General features: G+C 64.5%; 20 protein-coding genes and 1 pseudogene. 11 read left to right on the forward strand and 10 right to left on the reverse strand.

Features of this window, described 5'->3' with window-relative positions; all coding sequences use genetic code 11:
• Window positions 1-84: 84 nt before the first annotated feature.
• Window positions 85-963, forward strand: coding sequence for a hypothetical protein (locus tag H9627_RS07690; RefSeq protein WP_191733415.1), 879 nt, complete (start codon window positions 85-87; stop codon window positions 961-963).
• Window positions 964-976: 13 nt separating this feature from the next.
• On the opposite strand, the gene H9627_RS07695 is transcribed toward H9627_RS07690, so the two are convergent.
• Window positions 977-2,164: a glycoside hydrolase family 3 protein gene (locus H9627_RS07695; RefSeq protein ID WP_191733416.1), complete on the reverse strand. Its 1,188-nt coding sequence runs from the start codon at window positions 2,162-2,164 to the stop codon at window positions 977-979.
• Window positions 2,165-2,303: 139 nt separating this feature from the next.
• Here H9627_RS07695 and H9627_RS07700 point away from each other — a divergent pair, with 139 nt between their 5' ends.
• The 4 genes and pseudogenes from H9627_RS07700 (at window position 2,304) to H9627_RS07715 (ending at window position 6,768) form a co-directional block, all read left to right on the forward strand.
• The gene (locus H9627_RS07700) at window positions 2,304-2,780 is read left to right on the forward strand and encodes a universal stress protein (protein WP_191733417.1); all 477 of its coding nucleotides are present in this window, start codon (window positions 2,304-2,306) and stop codon (window positions 2,778-2,780) included.
• Between the two features lie 21 nt (window positions 2,781-2,801).
• A pseudogene (locus H9627_RS07705) lies at window positions 2,802-2,999 on the forward strand (DUF2613 domain-containing protein); the annotation flags it as partial.
• A gap of 82 nt (window positions 3,000-3,081) precedes the next feature.
• Window positions 3,082-6,102 carry an alpha-(1->3)-arabinofuranosyltransferase domain-containing protein gene (locus tag H9627_RS07710; RefSeq protein ID WP_191733419.1) on the forward strand — a complete coding sequence of 1,007 codons (3,021 nt, stop codon included), beginning with the start codon at window positions 3,082-3,084 and terminating at the stop codon, window positions 6,100-6,102.
• 177 nt (window positions 6,103-6,279) lie between these two features.
• Complete coding sequence (locus H9627_RS07715) at window positions 6,280-6,768, forward strand: GNAT family N-acetyltransferase (RefSeq protein WP_191733420.1); 489 nt, start codon at window positions 6,280-6,282, stop codon at window positions 6,766-6,768.
• A 3-nt stretch (window positions 6,769-6,771) separates the two neighbouring features.
• Here the strand turns inward: H9627_RS07715 and H9627_RS07720 are convergent, their stop codons facing one another.
• Genes H9627_RS07720 through H9627_RS07730 form a run of 3 tightly spaced genes read right to left on the reverse strand, consistent with a single transcriptional unit; the run spans window position 6,772 to window position 9,658 of the window.
• Entirely contained in the window at window positions 6,772-7,548 is a 777-nt protein-coding gene (locus H9627_RS07720; protein WP_191733421.1) for an ABC transporter ATP-binding protein, read from the reverse strand.
• Window positions 7,545-8,537, reverse strand: a complete 993-nt coding sequence (locus H9627_RS07725; protein ID WP_191733422.1) for an ABC transporter substrate-binding protein — start codon at window positions 8,535-8,537, stop codon at window positions 7,545-7,547. Before H9627_RS07725 ends, H9627_RS07720 begins: the two co-directional genes overlap by 4 nt.
• A gap of 20 nt (window positions 8,538-8,557) precedes the next feature.
• Window positions 8,558-9,658: a FecCD family ABC transporter permease gene (locus tag H9627_RS07730; RefSeq protein WP_191733423.1), complete on the reverse strand. Its 1,101-nt coding sequence runs from the start codon at window positions 9,656-9,658 to the stop codon at window positions 8,558-8,560.
• Window positions 9,659-9,724: 66 nt separating this feature from the next.
• On the opposite strand from H9627_RS07730, the gene H9627_RS07735 reads away from it, so the two are divergent.
• Complete coding sequence (locus H9627_RS07735) at window positions 9,725-10,042, forward strand: ArsR/SmtB family transcription factor (protein WP_191733424.1); 318 nt, start codon at window positions 9,725-9,727, stop codon at window positions 10,040-10,042.
• A gap of 3 nt (window positions 10,043-10,045) precedes the next feature.
• On the opposite strand, the gene H9627_RS07740 is transcribed toward H9627_RS07735, so the two are convergent.
• The gene (locus H9627_RS07740) at window positions 10,046-10,570 is read right to left on the reverse strand and encodes a Gmad2 immunoglobulin-like domain-containing protein (RefSeq protein ID WP_225213598.1); all 525 of its coding nucleotides are present in this window, start codon (window positions 10,568-10,570) and stop codon (window positions 10,046-10,048) included.
• Window positions 10,571-10,620: 50 nt separating this feature from the next.
• A complete protein-coding gene (locus H9627_RS07745) occupies window positions 10,621-11,724 on the reverse strand; it encodes an acyltransferase family protein (protein WP_191733425.1) in 1,104 nt (367 codons plus the stop codon).
• A 62-nt stretch (window positions 11,725-11,786) separates the two neighbouring features.
• Here H9627_RS07745 and H9627_RS07750 point away from each other — a divergent pair, with 62 nt between their 5' ends.
• On the forward strand, window positions 11,787-12,575 hold the full coding sequence (locus tag H9627_RS07750) for a porin PorA family protein (RefSeq protein ID WP_191733426.1): 789 nt from the start codon (window positions 11,787-11,789) through the stop codon (window positions 12,573-12,575).
• Window positions 12,576-12,577: 2 nt separating this feature from the next.
• Entirely contained in the window at window positions 12,578-14,014 is a 1,437-nt protein-coding gene (locus H9627_RS07755) for a hypothetical protein (protein WP_191733427.1), read from the forward strand.
• On the opposite strand, the gene H9627_RS07760 is transcribed toward H9627_RS07755, so the two are convergent.
• Window positions 13,970-15,094, reverse strand: a complete 1,125-nt coding sequence (locus H9627_RS07760) for a glycosyltransferase family 4 protein (protein ID WP_191733428.1) — start codon at window positions 15,092-15,094, stop codon at window positions 13,970-13,972. The genes H9627_RS07755 and H9627_RS07760 overlap by 45 nt on opposite strands.
• Before the next feature lie 234 nt (window positions 15,095-15,328).
• On the opposite strand from H9627_RS07760, the gene H9627_RS07765 reads away from it, so the two are divergent.
• The 3 genes from H9627_RS07765 to H9627_RS07775 are packed head-to-tail and all read left to right on the forward strand — an operon-like array spanning window position 15,329 to window position 17,300.
• The gene (locus tag H9627_RS07765) at window positions 15,329-15,847 is read left to right on the forward strand and encodes a DUF421 domain-containing protein (protein WP_191733429.1); all 519 of its coding nucleotides are present in this window, start codon (window positions 15,329-15,331) and stop codon (window positions 15,845-15,847) included.
• Between the two features lie 56 nt (window positions 15,848-15,903).
• Window positions 15,904-16,530, forward strand: a complete 627-nt coding sequence (locus H9627_RS07770; protein ID WP_191733430.1) for a hypothetical protein — start codon at window positions 15,904-15,906, stop codon at window positions 16,528-16,530.
• Window positions 16,527-17,300 (forward strand): class I SAM-dependent methyltransferase, encoded by a 774-nt coding sequence (locus H9627_RS07775; protein ID WP_225213599.1) that lies wholly within the window; start codon window positions 16,527-16,529, stop codon window positions 17,298-17,300. The genes H9627_RS07770 and H9627_RS07775 overlap by 4 nt, the downstream gene beginning before the upstream one ends.
• 44 nt (window positions 17,301-17,344) lie before the next feature.
• On the opposite strand, the gene H9627_RS07780 is transcribed toward H9627_RS07775, so the two are convergent.
• The 3 genes from H9627_RS07780 to H9627_RS07790 form a co-directional block, all read right to left on the reverse strand.
• Window positions 17,345-18,850, reverse strand: a complete 1,506-nt coding sequence (locus tag H9627_RS07780; protein ID WP_191733431.1) for an MFS transporter — start codon at window positions 18,848-18,850, stop codon at window positions 17,345-17,347.
• Window positions 18,851-19,342: 492 nt separating this feature from the next.
• Window positions 19,343-20,203 carry a DUF2382 domain-containing protein gene (locus H9627_RS07785; RefSeq protein WP_191733432.1) on the reverse strand — a complete coding sequence of 287 codons (861 nt, stop codon included), beginning with the start codon at window positions 20,201-20,203 and terminating at the stop codon, window positions 19,343-19,345.
• A gap of 499 nt (window positions 20,204-20,702) precedes the next feature.
• Window positions 20,703-22,541, reverse strand: a complete 1,839-nt coding sequence (locus tag H9627_RS07790; RefSeq protein WP_191733433.1) for a phosphoenolpyruvate carboxykinase (GTP) — start codon at window positions 22,539-22,541, stop codon at window positions 20,703-20,705.
• Window positions 22,542-22,597 lie beyond the last annotated feature (56 nt).

The raw sequence follows: 22,597 nt of genomic DNA on the forward strand, positions 1-22,597 counted from the left end.
GAATCACTATTATTGTTTCCACTAGGAAATATAACAATCTCCTCTTTGTTGCCGTCGCATCCATCCCGAGCCCAAGGAAACCCCATGCCCACCTCATCCGGGAAATCGCATCTCCCCGGTATCGTCACCGCCGTGTTGATCATCGTTGTCCTGGTAACGGTGGGTGTCACCGTAGCGGTTATGAGGAGCACGGATCCCAATCGCGCGACCGCAGGGAACTCCGGGATCCCCACCCTCTACACCGATGATCTGGCCACCACCGGGGACGCACCGACCGGCCCTGTTCCGGTCCCTGAACCCGGGTCCATCGGCGGCGAGGCGGACACCTCCACCGCACAGACCCCGGACGACCAGGACCGGGCACCCGATGGCCCCACGGTGATCCGCTATGTCTCCCCACTCGATCGGGCCGGCACCATTCAACCGGGGTGGCGGCGCATCGATGACCTGGGGGTACAGGATGTTAGATGCCGCACCTCAGATGTCAGCATCCACGACGATGTCTACAACTGTGGAAACCTCTCCCCGGAGGCGCAGGTCTGCTTCCCTTCCCTCAGCAGGGGACAGTCCTACTGTGCGGTCAGTCCCTTCACCACCCAGTACGTGACCGCGACCTTCACCGGACCCGTCGAGGAAATACAGAACAGGGATCCACGTCCCTGGGGTGTCGTGCTGGAGGATGGTCGGCGGTGTGTTGTCGGCCAGGGCGATGACTGGGGTGTGCGCGCTGATGGCCACCGGGGTGCCTACTTCTGCAACGGTATCGGGCCCGAGGTGGTGCTCTCCCAGGGGGAGACACCTGAGATCTTCGATGTCGGCAGTGATCGGTGGACCGTGAAGGCAGGTGAGCTGGGCCTGCCGGGAGATTCCCTGCCCCCACCCAGAACTGTCGAGGTCACCGAGGTGTACTACGCCGCCTGGGCCAACGAGGGCATCGACAACTGGGGGCGCACACCCTACTGATCGCCTGTGTTCCCTACTGCTCCGGGATGTGCTGCATCTGCACCCGGAGTGCGGACTCCAGCATCTGTTCCCGGGGATACTCACCGCTGGTCACGGCGGCATCAACACGGTCGATGGCTGCGGACAGGGAGGAGAAATCGATCCACAGCGCCTGATCCGCACCCGCCCTCAGTGAGGCCAACACCGCCTCGGCCGGGCTGTGGGTGGCGGCGATGGCACTCATTCCGGATAGATCATCGGTGTACACCACACCGTCATAGGGAACCCCTCCCGGATAGTCGCCGGTGCGTAGCAGTTCATAGGTGGCGGGGTCGAGGGTGGAGGGCACCCCGTCGGTTCCCAGTCCGGGGACGACCATGTGTCCGACCATCACCGCACCGTCCGTCTGCGCCAGAGCCGTCCCATAGGGGATGAGGTCATAGATCTTCATCTCCTCCAGGTGCGGGGTGATGACATCCTGGGTGTGACTGTCACCGCTGGCGCGCCCATGACCGGGGAAATGCTTGAACACCGGGATAATCCCGGCGTTCTCCAGACCCCGGGCGAAAGCGGTGGCATAGGTGGCGGCGATCTCCGGGTTGTCGGAGAAGGACCGGTCCCCCACCACGGGCAGCCCCCAGGCATCCACATCCACCACGGGCGCGAAGTTGACGTTGATCCCGTGGGCTGCCAGTCCGGTGCCGAGGATCTCCGCGAGATCCTCCACCTGCTCCGGGGTCATGGTCTGGGCCATCACACGTGGCGCCGGGAAATCACCGAGCAGGTGGGTGGCACGCTGGACACGACCACCCTCAAAGTCAATGCTGACCGAGAAATCACGGCCGACGATCTCACGCAACGCCGCAATATTCCGCCCCGGTTCCGTGAGCAAATTCTCATCAGTCCACGACCCGATGAAGATTCCACCCGCCCCCTGGTTGAGGGCCTCGAGCGCCTGATCAAAATTGCCCACTCCGACCATCATCAGGGACGCCACCTGCGCGCGCTGCCCGGTCGGCAGCTGGGCCCGGGCGAGATCCTCCCGCGTGGGCGCAGGTGGCTCAATCGAGGTGGTGGGCACGGTAGATGCCGGGGACTCCGGGGCCACAACCGAACCGGTCTCGCTGGAGGGCGGCGAGGTGGGCGTCGACAAGCTCCCATCAGAACAGCCCGCCAGGAACAGGCAGGCGAGGAGGATAACGGCGTGGGGTTGCTTGAGCACGGTTACCCACTATAGGAACAGAACATGAGTTTTTCTTAATCCTTTCCCGCGACCGGGTTAGACTTGGTCACACTGTTGTCGAGCACCAGCCCAGAGCACCAGCCCAGAGCACCAGCCAGAGACCGCGGAGGTATGCACCATGCCGGAGAGCCCCGAGAGCCCCGAGACCACCATGCTCATCGCCTATGACGGGTCCGCCGAGGCCCGTCGGGCACTGGAGTACGCGGCCCGCCTGCTGCGGCCACGGAAGGTGGAGATCCTCACCGCATGGGAGCCGCTGCACCGTCAGGTCGCCCGCGCGATCACCCTGACCCAGGTCAGCGCTGATGATGAGGACCCCGCCTACCTGACCGCCCGCGATCACTGCCGCGAGGGCGTGGAACTGGCGGAGTCCCTCGGACTGCAGGCGCGCGCCCACATGGTGGAGTCCGCCACCGCGATCTGGAGCGCCATCGTGGATGCGGCGGTGGAGCTGCGCCCCGATGTGATTGTCACCGGTACCAGGGGCATCACAGGGTGGAAATCCCTGTGGCAGTCCTCCACCGCCGACAATGTGGTGCACCACGCCGGCATCCCCGTTTTCGTCGTTCCACCATTGGCTACCGACGGGGACTAGCTGGTAGTCTCGACACTCGTCATGGCTTATGAAACTGATTCACTCAACCGTCGCACGATCGGTCCCGCGGTCGCCAGTGCGGTTGTGGGCATTGCCCTCGGCGCTGTCGCCGTAGCCGGCGTTTCCATTCTCGCGGGGCAGGACACCGTTCCCTCCTCCAATGCGGTGACCGCCGATGATGCCTTGCTCGGTGGTCCTGAATACGGTTCCCGCCAGGCCGCGCAGGACGGTCAAACTGCCCAGGATGGCGAGTCCGCCGCCTCCGGCCAATCCGACTGATTCACCCAGGTGAGGCTGGTCGATGAAACGGCTTATCGCCGGTGTCCACGTTCCCGCCTGGTTCGCGCTGGGTCTGCTGGTGTTCCTGCAACCCATCGGACAGGTCGCCGCCGACACCAAACTTGATCTCATCCTCAACCCCGCCGGTTTCCTCGGGCGCGCCCTGCACGCCTGGACCGATGATTTCACTCTCGGGCAGCTGCAGAACCAGGCCTATGGGTATCTCTTCCCGCAGGGGCTGTTCTTCCTCCTCACCGATCCGCTGCCCGACTGGGTGGCGCAACGACTGTGGTGGTGGCTCACCCTCGGCGTGGGCTTTTCGGGCTTCTACCTGCTGGTATCGCGCCTGGGAATAGGCTCTGTACCGTTGCGCATCATCGCCGCCACGCTCTATGCCCTCTCCCCGCGCACCCTGACCACCCTCACCGCGATCTCCTCGGAGACCTGGCCCGCGATGGTGGCGCCGTGGATCTGCATCCCGCTGCTCCATAAGCGTATCGACGCCCGCTCCATCGCCCTCTCCCTCATCCCGGTCGCGATGATCGGCGCGGTCAACGCCACCGCCACCCTCGCCGCCCTCATCCCCGCGGCGCTCATCCTTGCTTATCGACGCCAGTGGCTCCCCGGCGTGCTCTGGTCCCTCGGTGTGCTGGCCGTCAACAGCTGGTGGATCGGCCCGCTGCTGGTGCTGGGCCGGTATGCCCCGCCGTTCACCGAGTTTATCGAGAGTGCGGCCGTGACCACCAACTGGCTGAACCCGGTGGAGATCCTGCGGGGCACCACCAGCTGGACACCGTTCGTGGACACCGAACGCCAGGCCGGTTATCTGCTGGTCAATGATCCGCTGTTTGTCATGCTCACCGTGATCGTCGCGGCACTCGGCCTGGCCGGTCTGGCGCTGATGACACGTCGCGGCTTATGGGTGGTCATGCTGGCCGTGGGTCTGCTCATCCTGGGTACCGCCCAGTTGGAGCCGGTCCGCGCATTCCTCGACGGGCCCGGCGCGGCGCTGCGCAACATCCACAAATTCGACCTGCTGGTGCGGATGCCGTTGATGGTGGGTGTGGCGGCGCTGGGCACAAGGGTGAGCTTGCCGCGGACGCTGCACCCGGGGCGTCGAGAAGCAGCGGGCATCATGGTGGTTCTGGTGGCGCTGGGGTCGGTGGCCCCCGCATGGTCGGGGCGCCTGCTCCCCGTGGGCACCTGGGATGAGGTGCCGTCCTACTGGTACGAGGCCACGGACTTCATCAATGACAACGCCTCTGATACCCGCACCCTCATCCTGCCCGGTTCCCCTTTCGCCCGGCAGGACTGGGGATGGACCCGCGATGAACCCGCCCAACCCCTACTCGAGGTGCCGTGGGCTGTCCGCGATGCGATCCCACTGGTCCCCCCGGAGGCGATCCGCGGCCTGGACGGCCTGGAGGACTCCCTGTCCGATGAGACCCTGAAACGCCTGGGTATCGGGGCGGTGATCGTGCGCCATGACCTCCTGGCCGATCCTGACACCCCCGAACTGGATGCCCGGAAGCACACCTTCGGTGAGGTGGATGTATACCTCCTGGACACCGGGCGGGACATGTGGCTCAGCGACGTCGATACGCCCACCGTCGCCGGCGGCGGGGAGATCCTGTCCCTGCTGGACACCATCGGGGGGCATTCGCCACGCCGACTGGTGGATTCGGATGCACTGATCGTCACCGACACCCCACAGCTGGTGGGCACCAACTACGGCAACGGGGATTCCTCCGCCGCGCTGGCCGATCTGTCCGAGACCGAGGTGCGCAACCGCATCGTGGACTACCCTTCCGCAGGGCCAATGACGCAGGTGGAGACGGAGGGCTCCATAAGCGTGTCGTCCTCGGCCTCTGATGCCACGAGTTTCGGGGGATCGAACCCCGGCAGATCCCCGAATGCGCTGGTGGACGGCCGCCGCGCGACCAGCTGGTATCCCACCCCGGGGGATGTGAACCCCTGGCTGGAGATCGCCGGTTCCGGCACCGAGGTGGAGATCATCCCGGCCGATGACGTCACCGTGACCGTCCGTTCCGGAGAGTCCGTGATCGTGCGGGAACTTGAGCGACGCGAACCGGCCACCTTCCTGCTGCCGGAGGCGTCGGCACGCATCGAGCTCGACCGCTATGCCGGGATAGCCGAGATCACCATGGACGGGCTGTCGCGCACCATCACGGTTCCGGACACCTCCCCCGATGTGCAGCAGTTCGTGTTCCAGCGCCTCACCGTGCCCACCCCGCATCTCGACCGCGCGTTCACCGTGCCCCGCGACATGACCGTCACGGTTGACGCCGAATCCTGCCACAACATCCGGTTGAACGACGAGTGGATCACCTGCGGCCCCCTCGACCTGCCCCGTGGCGACTACCTGCTGCGCACCACCTCGCAGTGGGTGACCCTCACCGACACCGCCCCCGCCGCCACCGCGGTGCCCACCGGCACAACCATCGGGGCCTCCCCAGAGGACAGGTTGTTGCTCACCTCGCGCGCCGCCAACCCGGGCTCGCGTGCGCTTCTCGACGACCAACCCCTCACCCCCACCACCATCGACGCCGCAGCCCAGGCTTTCATCATCCCCGCAGGTGCCTCCGGGGAGGTGACCTTCTCCTTCGCAGGCGAACGTCCCTACCGGATCAGCCTGTTCGCCGGTGCCGGTCTGGCAGCACTTGTCCTCCTGGGCTGCCTGGCTATCATCCGGCGCCCCCGCCGCCACGAATTCTGGCAGGACCCGGGCAACGCCCCCGCCGCGGTATTGTTGCTGATCCCCGTCCTGGGCTGGTGGTTCATCCCCGCCGTGGCCGCGTGGCTGATCCCCCGCGTCACGTTGATCCCCCGCTGGGTCATGGCCTCGGTGCCGCTGACCATCGCGGGGCTGTGGTTGGCCCAGGCTCCGTGGCCGTCTGCGACCTACCCCGGGGATTCACCGGCCCTCGCCCTCCTGGCCGGCATCTCGGTGGTGGCGGCGTATGCGCCAGCGGGGCGTTGGCGGAGTTGGGGACGGGCTGGCGCGACAGATGTTGTCCTGTGAGCAGACCCGCGCTCACAGGACAACAAACCCGGCAAAAACAGCCCCACCCTGGCCACACAGGACCACAGCTGTTGTCCTGTGAGCAACCCCGCGCACACAGACCAACAAACCGGCGCCCCGAACCCGGACCGGTACGATATCCCCATCCACACCCCCAAGGAACCCGGAGGATCACCGATGATTATTCGCCCCATCGAAGAGCGGGATAATGCGGCGGTGCGGGAGATCATCAGTGACTCGCTGGAATCCCATGGGCTCGCCATCCCCGGGTCGGCGTATTTCGATCCCCAGCTCGGTGAGCTCACCCAGTTCTATGACAGTCTCCCCCACGCCTGTTACTGGGTGGTGGAGGTGGACGGCAGCGTGGTCGGTGGAGTCGGCATCGCCCCCTTCGGCACCGATGCCACCACCATCTGTGAGCTGCAGAAACTCTATCTCCGCCCCGAGGTGCAGGGGCGTGGGCTGTCGCGTCTGCTTATGGATCAGGCCCTGGCCTTCGCAGCCCGCCACTACAAGCAGTGCTATCTGGAGACCACCCACTCACTGCGCACCGCGTGCATTCTGTACGAGAAATACGGCTTCCGGCTGCTTCCGGAACCGCTGCCGGGTTCGGAGCACTCCGCGATGGATGCCTGGTATCTGAAGGATCTCGAACCGCAGCCGTAACAATCAGATGACTGGTGCCATCCGGGAGGCCGGCCGGAAGATCAGATGCATCTGCCCGTCGATGTCGATGCGTCGCACCGGGATGCTATAGACGGGTTCGAGGGTTTCCGGGGTGAACACCTCGGAGGGAGGACCCTGGGCAATCACCCGTCCGTCCTGCAGGATCAGGACGTGGTCGCAGTAGTGGGCGGCCAGGTTGAGGTCATGGAGGACCACCACACAGCTGGTGGGTAGCTCCGCGAGGAGACCGAGCACCTCATGCTGGTAGCGGATGTCCAGGTGGTTGGTGGGTTCATCCAGCAGGATGTGGGTGGCATCCTGCACCAGGGCGCGGGCAATGAGGACGCGTTGCCGTTCGCCACCGGACAGGTCCGCGAAATTCCGCCCCGCCAGGTGCAGCATGCCCACCTGCGCCAGGGCGTCGGCAACCAGGTGTTCATCCTGCAGAGAGGACCGTGAGGCCAATCCCTGGTGGGGCATCCGGCCGAGCATCACCAGGTCAGCGACCACCATCGGCAGGTCCGAGGCGTGTTCCTGGGCCACGACGGCCAGGGTGCGCGCCAGTGTCCTGCGGGGCACCTTGTGAAGGGGCGTGTTGTTCACCGTGACTGCTCCCCTACCGGGTTGCAGGGAACCGTAGAGGGTGCGCAACAGGGTGGTCTTGCCACTGCCGTTGGGTCCGACCAGTCCCACGGTGCCGTGATCCGGGATGGAGATGGTCACCCCGTCGACCACCACGGTGCGGCCATAGGAATAGCTGACGGCGTCCCCGTGGATCATCGGGTCTCCTCGAGGTAGTCCGCCAGGTTCTCCAGGCCGTCGATGGTCAGTGGGCTGGGTGGTTCCGCGTAGCTCAGCAGCATGGGGTGGATGGCGTCGTCACGCACTGCGGTGAGGGCCTCCGCGCCGGGCAGCTCCCTGACGGCCGTGCGGATGGCGTCGACGTTGCTGTCGGTGTGCAGGGCGATGATGACATCGGGATCGCGTGCAATGAGTTCCTCCGCGGTGACCTCGAAGACACGCTCGGTTTCATCGGCGAAGACATTCTCCAGGCCCGCGGCCGTGACCAGCGGATGGGACATGGAACCGGTGCCATAAGCGTAGGTGGTCGGGGATCCCGGGGTGGGGAACAGCACGGCGACGGTGCGGTCCTCACCACCTGGCACCGCCTCCACCACCGCCTCGACGCGGTCCTCCAGCTCCGCGATGTACCCGGCTGCGGCATCACCCTTCCCGAAGACCGTGCCATAGAGCTCCACCTGATCCCAGACATCATCGAAGGTGACCTCGCCGTCGAGGGAACCGCAGTAGGCCGGTTCGTCCAGCAGGGGGATGCCGTTGGGTCTGAGTGTCTGGCGGTTGACGGTGTCGGAGGAACCAATGACCAGGTCCGGGGTGGTGGCCACGACTGTTTCCCGCGCGATCTGCAGGTGGCCGGTGGCATCCACCTGGTCGGTGAGGGTGGGGATCTCCTCCAGCTGAGCGGCCACGTCCTCGCCGTAGTACTCGGTGGGGTACAACCCCGCTTTGGCGGTGACCCGGTCAAGCACACCCAGGGCAGCCAGGGTGGCGACTGCGGGGTTGTCCAGCAGCGTCACCCGCTGGGGTATCCCGGCGAAGGTGACGGTATCCCCGCAGTTGTCCACGCTGATGGTCTCGGCCGTGTTCGTGGTTTGCACCTGAGCATCACCGGCAGTTGAGCAGGCGGTGACAGACAGCAGGGCGGTGATCGCCCCGAGGGCGGTGGCGAGGCGGATGCGGTTGGTCATGGGGGTCGTCTCCAGGGAGGTTAGGCCGAGGTCCGCATGCGCCGGACCAGGATGAGCAGGAAGGGAGCTCCCACCAGGGCGGTGATGATGCCGATGGGCATCTCCTGGGGGGCGAGGACGGTGCGGGCGAGGATATCCGCCCAGATCAGGAGGATGGAACCGAGCAGCGCGGCCACGGGCAACACCGCACGGTGGGTACCCCCGACGATCCGGCGCGCCAGGTGCGGGACCACCAGGCCGATGAAACCGATGGATCCGGCCATGGCCACGATGACCCCCACCAGCAGGCAGGACACCACGAGGAGAACCAGGCGGAAGCGCTCCGGGTTGATGCCCAGGGTCAGGGCTGTCTCATCGCCTGCGACCAGGGCGTCGAGGTGCCGGCCCCAGATCATCAGCACCACGGCCACCGAACTGACCACCACGATGATGACCGCCAGCGGGCCGTTCCAGGTGGCCAGGCCCAGTGAGCCGAGCAGCCAGAACATCACCGAACGCGCGCCTTCCGCCGAGTCGGAGGCGAAGACCAGGAAACTGGTGGCCGCGGAGAGGGCGTACCCGACCGCGACACCGGCCATGAGCAACCTCGTGGAGGTCAACCGGCCGGCGCCGCGGGCGATGAAGAAGACGAGGAGGGACGCCACCAGCGCCCCCAGGAAGGCACTGCCCTGCAGGGCGTAGTCGCCGAATCCGGCACCCGCACCGAAGAGAACGGCGGCTGCAGCACCGACGCTGGCACCGGAGTTCACCCCAAGGACATAGGGGTCGGCCAGCATGTTGCGCACCAGCGCCTGCAGGATCACCCCGGCCAGGGCCAATCCGGCCCCAACTGCCGCGCCCAGCAGCACGCGGGGCACCCGGATCTCCCAGACAATCGCGTCCTGCGCCACCTGTGCCTGATCGGTCAACCCCACCCCGAGCAGGTGGTGGCCGAGGATCCGGACCGAGTCAGCCACCGAGATGTCCACCGGCCCGGCGATGATGCCTGCGCCCATCGTGGCCACCAGCGCACAGGTCAGCGCCACGCACCAGACCAGAGCGTGACGACGCCTTGCGGTGTACCCGAGCGCGTCATCAAAACCCTTGGTTTCCGCAGGCCGCGACCGTATCATTGGTAGCATGTTTCGATGCTAACACTCAATCACCCGTTTGACTATGAAACGGCCTGAGAAGTGAAGGACACTGTTGTGAACCCCACACATGAGCACCCGGTCCACCTCGCGGATGAGTGGGCCCCGACCTTCAAGGTCCTGGGCGACCCGACGCGCCTGCGCCTGCTGCTGGCCATGCACTACCGCGGCCCCGGCGTGGCGACGGTCTCCGAACTCGCCGAGGCTGCGGGCGTGCGTGTACCCACCGCCTCAGCCGCATTGATCCACCTCACCGATGCCGGCACGGTCACCCGCACCAAGGTTGGCCGGGAGGTCCGCTACAGCCTGACCGATCCCCGCACCCATGACCTGCTGCACCACCTGGGCGGCACGCACGTGCACGACCACAGGTAAGGGTCATTCCGCCCGCGGCACCCTGATCACATCACCGGGGCGGATGAGGTTCGGGTTGGTGATGGCCGGGTTCGCCGCCACCAGCCGGTGGTAGAGACTGCCGTTGCCGTAGTGCTGCTGGGCGATCGCCCAGAGGGTCTCCCCGCCTGTCACGGTGTGCTCCAGGTACCCGGTATAACCAGGCACAATGGCATCACCGAGGATCACCGGAACCACGGTGAGATCGAGTCGGGAGCCATCCCGGGCCGAGGTGTGGAACACCTCCACATAGGCCACCACATGCTTGAAGGCCGCCCCGGATGCATCCACGGTGATCTGGAATTGCCCATGCCCGCCCACGCCGTCACCGGCCATGAAATGCCCGCGCACCTCATCATGGCCCTCGGTGACCACGTAGTTGTAGGAGGCCTCGAAGGCCCCACCGGCCACGCCCGCGATCTGGATGACATCCGAGACGATGTCATGGGGCTGGGGTTGTTGGATTCTGATGCTCACGGCACGCTTCTCCTCATCTGGTGACTTCTCCATGGGAGGAGCACCACCGCACCTGCCGGAGCCCGTCCCTGTTAACAGGTATGCTACTCCTGTGTGGCGCTGGTCACCAGAGCCTGCTGCGCCCGGGTCCGTGCGGGCCAGCTGCCGACCCACCTCATCACGGGTTCCTCGATGAGCGTGTAACTCACCGTCGCGACAGGCAGGGTGATCGCCGTGGTGGCCAGGAGGACAAGCAGGAAATCACCACTGAACAGATCCAGTCCCAACAGGGGGAACACGATGGTGAGCACCGGCAGATGCCAGAGGAAGATCGAGTAGGACCATTTACCCAGCGCCCGCATCCATCCGGTGTTGAGCAGCCGGGAGGGCGAGCCCAGGGCATAGGGCACTACGATGAAGGTGGCGAAGGCTGTGCCCGCCAGGACGCGCAGCACGAATTCACCCGGTGTGGGGTGCGTGAGGCCCAGCGGTCCGAACCATTCCTGGCCGGCGATCCAGGCCGTCGTCAAGCTCAGGGCCCACCAGACCACGGTGGGCACGCGCGGAAACCGCACGCCCTCGAACTCGGCGGCGAGCATGCCCACCGCAAACCAGCACACATAGGCCGGCGGCCAGATCTGCAGGTTGGGCAGATCCTGGTCGAGGGAGGTCTCCACCACCGGCAGATAGGCCCACCCCAGGCTCAGCGCGGAGGCCCCCACGATCCAACCCACCCGCGCGCGACGGCCAAAACGATCAAGCACCACCACCACCAGGGGCAGGACCAGGTAGAACGCGACCTCCACGCACAGTGACCACAGGTGGGTCAGGCCGGTCATCAGGCCACCGACCACATAGATCTGCGTCAGGGTCAGGTTGGCCAGCCACGGGCCGGTGGGGATGAACAACAGCACCGACACCACCGTCACCCAGTAGGCCGGCAGGATCCTTGCTGCGCGTTTGAGGTAGTACCTGCCCGCCGGCTGGTGTCCGCGCCTGCGCCACAGCAGGAACGCGGAGAGGGCGAAGAAGACGGCCACGAAGAAATCGAAACGCGCCAGGATGCTCCCGACCGTCCCGGCGGGGTCCACACCCGTCTGGAAGGCGACATGGGTGGTCAACACCCCGAGGGCCGCGATCGCGCGCAACCCCTCGAGTGAACTGATGAAGCCCGTCGCCGACGGGGCTGCGTAGGATTGATGAGACATGTTTGTAAGTTCTGAGCCTAGCGGATGGGGTTGAAACGGATGGGGTTGCAAGGGGTCTGCGGATGAGGAAATCAGCCGCCATCCTGATGGTCATTGGCGTGGCGCTGCTCGTGTTCGCCTTCACCGTCCCACCGTATATGCAGGGACAGGCACGCACCCTGCCCACGGACCTGGATGTGGTGATCGTCAGTGACAGTCCCCAGGGATACACCCGGACCGAGCACCTGACCACCGCCCCCACCGAGGAGGTGGATGAGATCGCCGTGCGGGTGGAGCAGACCGTCGAGGATCCGGAGGGTGAGGTGGTCGCTGAGGTCCTGGACCAGGTCACCCTCATCGGCCACTCCCGTTTCCCCGTGCTCGACCCCACCGCCTCCCTGACGGGGTCACAGGCGGATCATTCCGGTGAGATCCGCGAGGGCCTGCACTATTTCTTCCCCGCCAACACCCTGCGCAACTCCTACCAGTTCTACGACATCACCCTCGGCGACGCCGAACCGGTGGACTATGTCGGGCGTGAGGGCGATATCTACACCTTCCACCAGAATCGTCGTTTCCGGCCGGTGGATGACCAGATGAACTACTCGGTGGAACGCACCATTGAGGTGGAGCGGGAATCCGGGATCATCATCGGCAAGCAGGAGTCGATGATCTTCCACGAACCGGGCGGCGACCGCGAGATGGACTTCACCTACACCCAGGACACACGCGACACCCTGATGGCGCACGCGGATGAGGTGAAAACCACCCTCCTGGTGGCCGACGTGCTCGCCTTCAGCGCCAAGGTTGTGGGCCTCGTGCTCATCGGCATCGGCCTGTTCCGGACCGGGATCTTCCGAATCCGCAGGTAATCATGCCCCGAACCAGTCAGCACACCAGGCAGATTCTCCTATGGGCGTGGGTGAGCCTGCTGCTGGGGTCCCTGTTGTGGCCGCTGGCCGCACCGGGTGAGTTGCTGCTGCGCGACATGGCGGTGGTGGATGATCCCGCGCTCTCCCTCAGCGCGCTGGGTTTCGGTGATCTGCCGTCGCGCAATGCGCCACAGGATGGGGTGCTGGCGCTGCTGGGCCTTCCGGGTCTGATCCCCGTCAGCTGGGTGGTCCGGGTCCTGTTGGTGGCCGCCGGTCTGGCCGGTGCGTGGGGGGCGATGCAGCTGGGCCGCGCACAATTCGCCGCCACCACCGTGGCCCTCTACAACCCGTTCGTGGTGGAGCGTCTGCTGCAGGGCCACTGGTCGCTGGTGCTGGCGGCCTGGTTGTTGCCGCTGGTCGTGGCGTTGCGGGCGCATCCACGCGCGCAGATCGTGGCCATGTGGGCGGCGTCGCTGACCCCCACTGGTGCGGTGATCGCCGGTGTAGTGGCGGTGGTTACATCGCGTCGACGCGTCCTGACCAGTGTGTTTGTGCTGCTGGCGTGGTTACCGTGGCTGGTGCCGGCTCTGCTGAGCACACCCACCTCGGGTGGCGCGCAGGCGTTTTCGGTGCGTGCGGAGGCCGGCGTGGGCACCATCGGCACGGTGCTGGGTCTGGGTGGGATCTGGAACGCCGGGGCGGTACCCGCGTCGCGCGAGGCGGGTTTCGCAGTGGCCGGGGTGGTGTTGTTCGTGGTGCTGCTGGCGGGTGTGCGCAACTGTCCCCCGGCACTCCTCATCCTGGGCGTGGTCGGGCTCGTCGCTGCCCTCGGCACCTGGGCGCTGCCCGGTTTCACCTCCTGGCTGGTCACCCACGTGCCCGGCGCGGGTCTGTTCCGCGACTCCCAGAAGCTGCTCATGCTGGCCATTCCGGCCTATGTGTCCATGGCCGCCGGGCTCAACAGGCCCCTGCAGTGGGCTGCGGTGGTGCTCGCGCTGCTGCAGGTCCCGGATGCGCCACGGGAGGTGCAGGCGCTGCGACCGTCGTCAAGCAACACCGCCGAACTGGCCGAGCTCGCCGCCGGACGCGACGTCCTCATCGTCGGCGCGCCCACCCTCGTGCTTCGCGACGACGACCTGCCCGTGGTCGACCCCCGCGCCAAGGCCGTGTCGCTGGTGGAGTCCGGCGAGCTGCGTGTCGACGGGATCATCACCGACCCACCCAGCCCCCGCTGGACCGAGGCTGTCGACGCCTGGTCCCACCGTGATCTCGACCGTCTGCGTGAGCTGGGGGTCGGCGTGGTCATCGAGGGGGAAAACGTGGTGGAGACCGGCGCCGGGCCCCAACGGGGTTGGCGTTTCCACCTCGGCCTGGGGCTGACGGTGTTCTGGTTACTACTGCCGTGGGGGCTGGTTCTTATCCGCAGGCGCCAGCGCTGACAGCAGTTCCTCAAACTGCTCACCCGCGGTGTCCCAGGAGAAGGAGCCGGCCCGCTCGGCGGCGCGCCGGCCGAGGTCGGTGCGGAAGGGGGCGTCGATAAGCAGGCGCCGTACCGCGGCGATCAGCTCGGCCTTGGAGTCGACCAGCACCCCGGTCCGGCCGTCGATGATGGAATCGCGCAGGCCACCGGAACTGCGGTACCCGATGGTGGGCACGCCGTGCTGGGCGGCCTCCACCACCGCCAGACCCCACCCCTCCTTCCGGGAGGGCATGAGGTGGATCACCGCGCGGCGCAACAGGGCATGCTTATGGTCCTCGGCGACCTGGCCGTGGAAGGTGATGCGGTCCTCCACACCCAGCTCATGGGCATACTCCCGCAACTGGTCCTCCCACCAGCCACTGCCCACCACATCCAGGTGGATACCCTCGACCGCGGCCACCACATCCATCGCATGCTCAATCTGCTTATGGGGCACCAGGCGCGACAGGGTGACCAGATGGATGCCACCCTCATCCAGGCGCGGAATATGTTCGGGGACCGGATCCAACCCATTGCGGATCAGATGGATACGCCCGGCATCCACCCCCAGTTCCACCAGCTCATCGCGGCTGGGCACCGACACCGTGACATACGGTGCCGACCGGTACGCCCGCGGTGCCACCCGGCTTTCCAGGAACCACCCCACCGGCGCCAGGAGCTTGCCGACGACCGGCCACTGCTCCCGATGACAATGGTGCGTGAGCAGGACCGTCGGCTTCCCGGAGAAGAACCGCCCGAAGAACGGGATGCCGTTCTGGGTATCCACCACCACATCCACCCCACGGAAGGTCCCCAGGCCCACCCGGCCCAGCATCATGGCCACCCACGCCTTCGGATAGACCGTGAACTTCCCCCCGCTGAGGGAATAACGCACCCCATTGCGCACGGTACGACGCGGCGCATCGGTATGCCCCGCCGTGCGGTAGACCACCTCATGGCCCTGCCTGGCCAGGTACTCCCCCACCCGTTCCAGGTAGCGTTCACTACCGCCACCCTGGGGATGGGTGGATTCACGCCAGCACAGCAGAAGGATCTTCATAGGGTTATCCAGCTTAGTTCCGTGGTGGGGGTGCGGGAAATCTGCGTGGAAACACTACAGTTGTCCCGCATCTCATATGAACAATCCAACTCTTCATATGGACTTTTTTCTTTCATATGAGGCCGGGATTTGCATATGAGGTTCATATGAGGCGGGCGATACCCACGACATCGGGGCAACGGTAGCCTGGGGCCACAATCCAACTATCCAGTGACCATGTCGGGAGGTCCTCACATGTGGTTCGATTCCTGGGATGATGTGGTGCGCATTGTCCTGGTCGGGGCGGCGTCCTACACCGCCCTGGTCATATTGCTCCGGCTCGCCGGCAAACGCACCCTGAGCCAGCTCAATGCCTTTGATTTCGTGGTCACGGTTGCGCTGGGTTCGATCCTGGCATCGGTGCTGCTCGATTCCACCCTCTCCTTCACCGAGGGTGTCACGGCGCTGGCACTGTTGGGGGGTCTGCAGTTCAGCATGGCCTCCATCTCATCCCGGTGGCCACGCACCCGAAATATCATCACCGCCGATCCGGTGTTGTTGCTGGCCAACGGTCAGATCAGGCATGAGGCGATGCGACGCAACCGGTTGACCGAATCCGAGATCAGGCAGGCTGTCCGCTCCTCGGGTGGCGGGGATTTATCCCAGATCAGGGCGGTGGTGTTGGAGTCCAACGGCAAGATCAGTGTGATCACCAACGGCCAGTTCGGAAACGGCTCCGCACTGCAGGACGTGCTGGGCAACGAAGATCTTTAACTGGCGGTGCGACCTGGTGCTGACCCGGGTGGGGGCACCGCGCCATAATAGGGACCATGACATCATCAGGTGCCCAGAATTTCTCGCGACCGGATAATCCCGCCACCACCATCACCCTGTTCTCACCGACCGGGCTGAGCCCCACCCAGGTGCGCGCCACCCTGGTGGACCTGGCCAGGGAGGACCAGATTACGTTCCTCGACGACATCGACGCCGGTTTCGTCGCCACGGCTGCCAACGTCACGGTCACCGTGGAGGATTACCTGATCAATGATGCCCTGGGGTGGCTCGATGATGTGGCCCTGGCAGAGGGCCTGGGCATGCTCCACGGGGATCAGCCCCTGCGGTTCGGTGATGAGGATGTGGACTTCACCATCAAGATGCGCGGGGATGATGATGCCCGCATCGGTGTCTCCCGCCTCGGCCTGGAACCCCTGATGAAGGCGATGCGTGATGATGAGGATTTCATCGTCATCACCCGCTTCGACGTGGAGGACCCGGCAGATGAATCCCACTTCATCCAGGCCCGCAGCTTCACGGAGCTCGATGGCTGGACCATGGAATACGCCGAGGGCGGCACCGAGCACAAGACAATCGTCGCCGATGTCGACCAGGCCATCAACACCATCCTGCGCTGGATGAACCATGAGGACATCAGCGATCTTGACTGGACCCGCAGTTGAGACTGCCCCGTACACGCCGCTTCGCCACCCTCCGGCGCGCCGTCGGCCTGCTGCGTGATTTCCGCTTCGAGCAGACGCGGCCCGACATCTTCTACGGCAACCTCGCCACGGACACCGCCGAGCTTGTCGACGCCCTCCTCACCGACATCCGTGGCACCTCCGGGACATCAGCCCTCAACGGTCAGCTGATCCTCGATGTCGGCGGCGGGCCCGGCTATTTCGCCGAATCCTTCCATAAGCGGGGTGCGACCTACCTGTCCGTGGAACCGGATGTGGGTGAGATGTCGGCGGCCGGCATCGATGTCGCAGGGTCGGTGCGGGGATCCGGGATGGATCTGCCCTTCCTGGATGAGATTTTCGATGTGGTGTATTCCAGCAACGTTGCCGAACACGTCGACAAGCCCTGGCGCATGGGGGAGGAGATGCTGCGCGTCGCCCGCCCCGGGGGCGTGGTGATCCTGAGCTACACCATCTGGCTGGGCCCCTTCGGTGGACATGAGACCGGGTTGTGGGAGCACTACGTCGGCGGGCACTTCGCCCGACGACGCTATGAGCATAAACATGGGCATCCGCCGAAGAATGTCTTCGGGGAGTCCCTGTTCAATGTCTCCTGCGCTGAGGGCCTGACCTGGGGGCGTGAGGTGGACGGTGCCCGCCTGATCGCCGCCCTGCCCCGATACCACCCGGCGTGGGCATGGTGGATGGTGAAGGTGCCGGTACTGCGGGAATTCCTGGTGAGCAATCTGGTGCTGGTGCTGGAGAAGACATAGAAAAAGCGCAGCGACCTGCGGGAGGTGCTGCGCTTTTATCCGGGTCAGACGCGGGCAGGTTCCGGAACGCGGTTTTCCGGGAACGGCATCTGCTCAATGACGATGAGGGGATCGCGATCCTGGTTGGCCACGATCTCCTTGGCCTCCTGCTTGGTCTCCACGGTGGGGAAGGAACCGAGCAGCGGGCGTTTGGCGGTCTCCGGCATGAACAGCAGGGCGATCGCCGCGACAGCGGAGAATGCCATGATGTAGAGCGCCGGGACGATATCCAGGCCGGTCCGTTGCAGCAGGAACTGGGTGATCAACGGGGTGGTGCCACCGAAGAGTGACACCGCCAGGTTGTAGGAGATACCCATCCCGGAGAAACGCGAGGCGGTGGGGAACATCGCGGGGATCGCAGAGGCTGACAGAGAGACATAGGTACCGGTGGACACCGCCACGATGCACAGGGCGATCACGACTCCCCACAGGGTGCCGGTGTTCATGATCATGAAGGCCGGGACCATCATCACCAGAGTGAACACCACGGCGAACCAGTAGACCGGTTTGCGGCCCACACGATCCGAGATCCTCCCCACCACAGGCAGACACAGCGCCATGACGATGAGTACCGGAACAGTGACCATCGCAGCGGATGCCGAGTGCATCCCGATGTGGGTTTCCAGGTAGACCGGCATGTAACTGGTCAGCGCATAACCGGCGGTGTTGGCGGCCGCGGCGATCGCAATGGCGATGAGCAGGGGGCGCCAGTGGTGGCGCACCACACCGAGCAGGCCCAGACGGGAGTACGGATCCTCCGGATTCTCGGCTTGAACATCCGCGTCCTCACCCTGGTTCTCGAAGGCGGGCGTCTCCGGGATACGGGTGCGGAGGTAGACGGCGATGATGCCGAGTGGGATGGCGGTGAGGAAGGGAATGCGCCATCCGAAGTCCTCCATGGCGGTGGGACCCCAGAAGTGGGTAGTCACCCAGGTGGTGACGGCCACGACGGTGGCTCCGGCGGCGAAGCCGGTGTAGGACCCCAGGTCCAGGAAGGAGCTGTAGTAGCCACGGCGACGGTCCGGGGAGAACTCGGAGACGTAGGTGGTGGCTCCGGCGTATTCACCGCCGGTGGAAAAACCCTGGAAGAGTTTGAGCGCATAGAGCAGGATCAGTGCCCAGCCACCGATGCTGGCAGCAGTGGGGAGCAGACCGATCAGGGCGGTGGCAATGGCCATCATCGCCATGGTGACATAGAGGACCTTCTGTCGGCCGATCTTGTCACCGAGTGGCCCGAGGACAATTCCCCCCAGTGGGCGGACCAGGTAGCTGACGGCGAAACCGAACATCACAGCCAGAAGCTGCCATTCAGTCGGAAGTCCCTGGGTGAAGACAGCGGTCATGGTGACGGTGAGATAACCGTAGATACCGAAGTCGTACCACTCCATGAAGTTTCCGACGACGGTGCCGCCAATGGCGGGCTTCAACTTCTTCGGGGGTACCACGTTGACGTCATCGACAGTCAGACGGGGTTTGTTTTCAGTTTTGTTGTGAAATTTTATGGGGCTCACGAGCTAATGCCTCTCGTGTCGTTCGCGGCAGATGATTCATAGGAATCACCTCTTCTTTCAAACGGAGTCCTGTTGGTACTTACCTTCCTTGCGCGATCCGGTTCCGGGGGATATCCCCGGCTCCCAGCCGAACCGCAGCGACCTTGAAGACCATACGTGCACCTCATGGGCCTGTCCCAATTGCTGCCCCTGGTTTTCCACTCCCCGGACAGAGATATAACACTGTCTCGCTGGCATTCTGGGAATTAGGTCACATTTTGATAAACCAACTTAATGGGCCCGCAATAAAGGGTTGTCGCGCCGCCCTTCGCCGGCCCCTGCACAAAAGGAAGGGGTGGGAAGTGCTGCCCATTTACCACCCCCACCAATGAACCCCTGAGAGCGTAAATCTCATTTCAGGGGGTGGTCCTGCCCCTCCCACCGCACATGCAAAACGGGCCCTGCCTGACCCATTTAGTGGGTCAGGCAGGGCCCGAGATGGAAAGCGGGGATTTAACGACGGGGCAGGTCGGTCTCCCCATCGCGACCACGGGTGATGTCACCATCGACGTCGATCTCCTCGCGGGCGACATCCTCGCTGACGACCTCGGTATCGCGGACGGTTTCCTTCTCGAGGCGAACCTCCTCAACCGGGACGGTCTCCTTGTTGACCACGACGCGCTCCTCGGAGAGGGTGACAGACGCCTCCTCATCGTGGAGTTCGCCACCACGGTGGGCAGCTGCGGCATCAGGGTCGATCGGAGTGCGCTCCACGCGGACCTCTTCACGCTGAACCGGGACCTCGACGGTCTCGGTGTCGTGAACGACGTACTTGCGCAGACGTACCTGGCCAGCGCTGACACGCTCCTTGTCCACATTGAGACGCTCCTCGGAGCGGGTGATGGAGTCACCGTTAGTGTGGGTTGCGGTATCGACGGCATCAGCGGCATCGACACGGTCGCGGTCATGAACTGCACCACCGGCACCGGCGGCGCCACCCGCAAAGCCTGCGGTGCCACGCTGGTGGTCACGGATATCAGACTCGTAGGTCTCGATATTGTCAGTACCTTCAAGGCCGTAGTGGCGGTAGATGGTCTGCTGGTCACTCTCGGAGAGGTGCTCATCGGAGTGGAAGTCCGGCGCGTCGGAGATGCGGTCCTTGGTGAAGGCCAGGCGCAGCTCCTCACCGGCGAGCTGGTGACCACGAAGTGGTACCACGCTTGAGCTCATGCCGAAGAGACCATGGCCGACCTCGACGAAGTCGGGCTGACCGCTGGCATCGTTGATATAAACTTCCTTGACAGAACCCAGCTTGTCGCCGTTCCTGTCGTAGGCGGTTGCATTGGCGAGATCGTGAATGTTGCGCTGAACCATGAAAAGCTCCTTTTCGTGTTCGTTTCATTCACCCAGGCCATGAGGTAACTGGTGGACTACTGCCCGTGAACCTCTGGGCTCTCAGCCTGGATGCTTACGAGGCCCAGTGTAGGGATGAATATCAACCTGTGTGTGACGCCCACCACATTCCCAGATCCTTGTCACTTTGCATTCAGAAAGCATTCAGAAAGCCTGCAGTACCTTTTCAACGCCCACCGCCCCGGGACTCCCGAGAACTATGCTCGGAAAACAATATGAATGCGCTGCTCATCACGCATCGCGCCCCCAAGGAAAACCCCGGGAAAGCGCGATTCACTCAACCACTCCCCGCTCTGAACATTCAGCATTTTCCAGGATGAATATTTTTCCCTCCGGCTGTAGGGGATGTCGCATTTGGCCGGATGGGCGCCGGAACGCCCCCTTAAAAACACCATAACCCCACCCGCTCCGCTTATGGGAGGGGATGGGGTTGTGGCAAGAAGGGCGAATCAGGCGGAGATTAGGAAGCCTGTGCTGCCTGGATGCGCTTCTTCAGAGCCTCGAACTGCTCGTGGACCTCGGTTGGGACCTTGGGCCCCAGGAAGGTGAGGTACTCGGCGTTGTCCTCGACGTCGCCTGCCCACTGCTCTGCGGGTGCGGTGAGGGCTTCGCGGATGTCCTCGATCGGGGTGTCCAGACCCTCCAGGTCGAGATCCTCGGCGCGGGCGGTGTAACCGACAACGGTCTCCTCGGCGCCGACGCGACCCTCGATGCGGTCGATGACCCACTTGAGCACGCGGGAGTTCTCGCCGAAGCCAGGCCACAAGAAGCGACCGTCCTCGCCACGGCGGAACCAGTTGACCAGGAAGATGGACGGCATCTTGTCGCCACCCTTGTTCCCCATGTCAATCCAGTTCTGGAGGTATTCACCGGCGTTGTAACCCATGAATGGCAGCATGGCCATCGGGTCGTGGCGCAGGGTGCCCACCTTGGCCTCGGCGGAGGCTGCGGTCTGACCGGATGCCAGGAGGGCACCGACCATGGTGCCGTGCTCCCAGTCGTGGGTCTGGGTGACCAGCGGGACGGTGTCAGGACGACGTCCACCGAAGAGAATCGCGTCGACCTTGACACCCTTCCAGTCGTTGAACTCCGGGGCCGCGGTCGGGCACTGCTCGATGGCCACGCAGTAGCGGGAGTTCGGGTGTGCGGCGGGCTGGTTGGACTCGGGAGTCCAGTCGTTGCCCTTCCAGTCGATGAGGTGCTCCGGAGCATCGCCGTCCATGCCCTCCCACCAGATGTCGCCGTCGTCGGTGAGCGCGACGTTGGTGAACAGGGTGTTGCCCGGCTCCATGGTCTGCATGGCGATCGGGTTGGAGGCGTAGTTGGTGCCAGGTGCAACACCGAAGAAGCCGTTCTCCGGGTTGACGGCGTAGAGGTGGCCGTCCTCGCGGAACTTCAGCCATGCAATGTCATCGCCGACGACCTCGGCCTTCCAACCCGGGATGGTCGGGGTGATCATGGCGAGGTTGGTCTTGCCACAGGCGGATGGGAATGCGGCGGCGATGTGGTAGGCCTGCCCCTCCGGGTTGGTGAGCTTGAGGATGAGCATGTGCTCAGCCATCCAGCCCTCTTCCCGTGCCATGACGGAGGCGATACGCAGGGCGTAGCACTTCTTGGCCAGGATGGCGTTTCCGCCGTAACCGGAACCGTAGGACCAGATCTCCTTGGTCTCAGGGAACTGGGTGATGTACTTGGTGTCGTTGCATGGCCATGCAACGTCTTCCTGACCCTCCTCGAGGGGGGCGCCGACGGAGTGCAGGCAGCGGACGAAGGAACCGTTCTCACCGATCTTGTCCAAGGCATCCTTGCCCATGCGGGTCATGATGCGCATGGACATGACCACGTAGGCGGAGTCGGTCAGCTGAACGCCGAGCTTGGGCTCCGGGTCGGTGATCGGACCCATGCAGAAGGGAACCACGTACATGGTGCGGCCCTTCATGGAACCGCGGTAGACCTCGGTCATCTCCTCCTTCATGGCCTGAGGTGGTGCCCAGTTGTTGGTCGGGCCCGCATCCTCCTGGTTCTCGGAGCAGATGAAGGTACGCGATTCCACGCGTGCCACATCCGATGGGTTGGAACGTGCAAGGAAGCTGTTGGGACGCTTTTCCTCATTCAGCCTGATGAGGGTGCCGGCCTCGACGAGTTCCTCCGCCATGCGGTCCCACTCTTCTTGGGATCCGTCAGCGAATACAACTGCCTCAGGCTGAAATAGCTCGACCGCCTCGGCGATCCAGTTCAGCAGTTCCTGATTATTCGTAGGTGCCTCGCCCTGCAGGCCCGGGATTGCAGCTGTAGTCATCACTTCTCCAGACAATTTGTCACTCACTGAGTACTCGCCCATCAGATTAACCCCCC

The organism is Corynebacterium gallinarum, from assembly GCF_014837045.1.
Taxonomy (GTDB): domain Bacteria; phylum Actinomycetota; class Actinomycetes; order Mycobacteriales; family Mycobacteriaceae; genus Corynebacterium; species Corynebacterium gallinarum.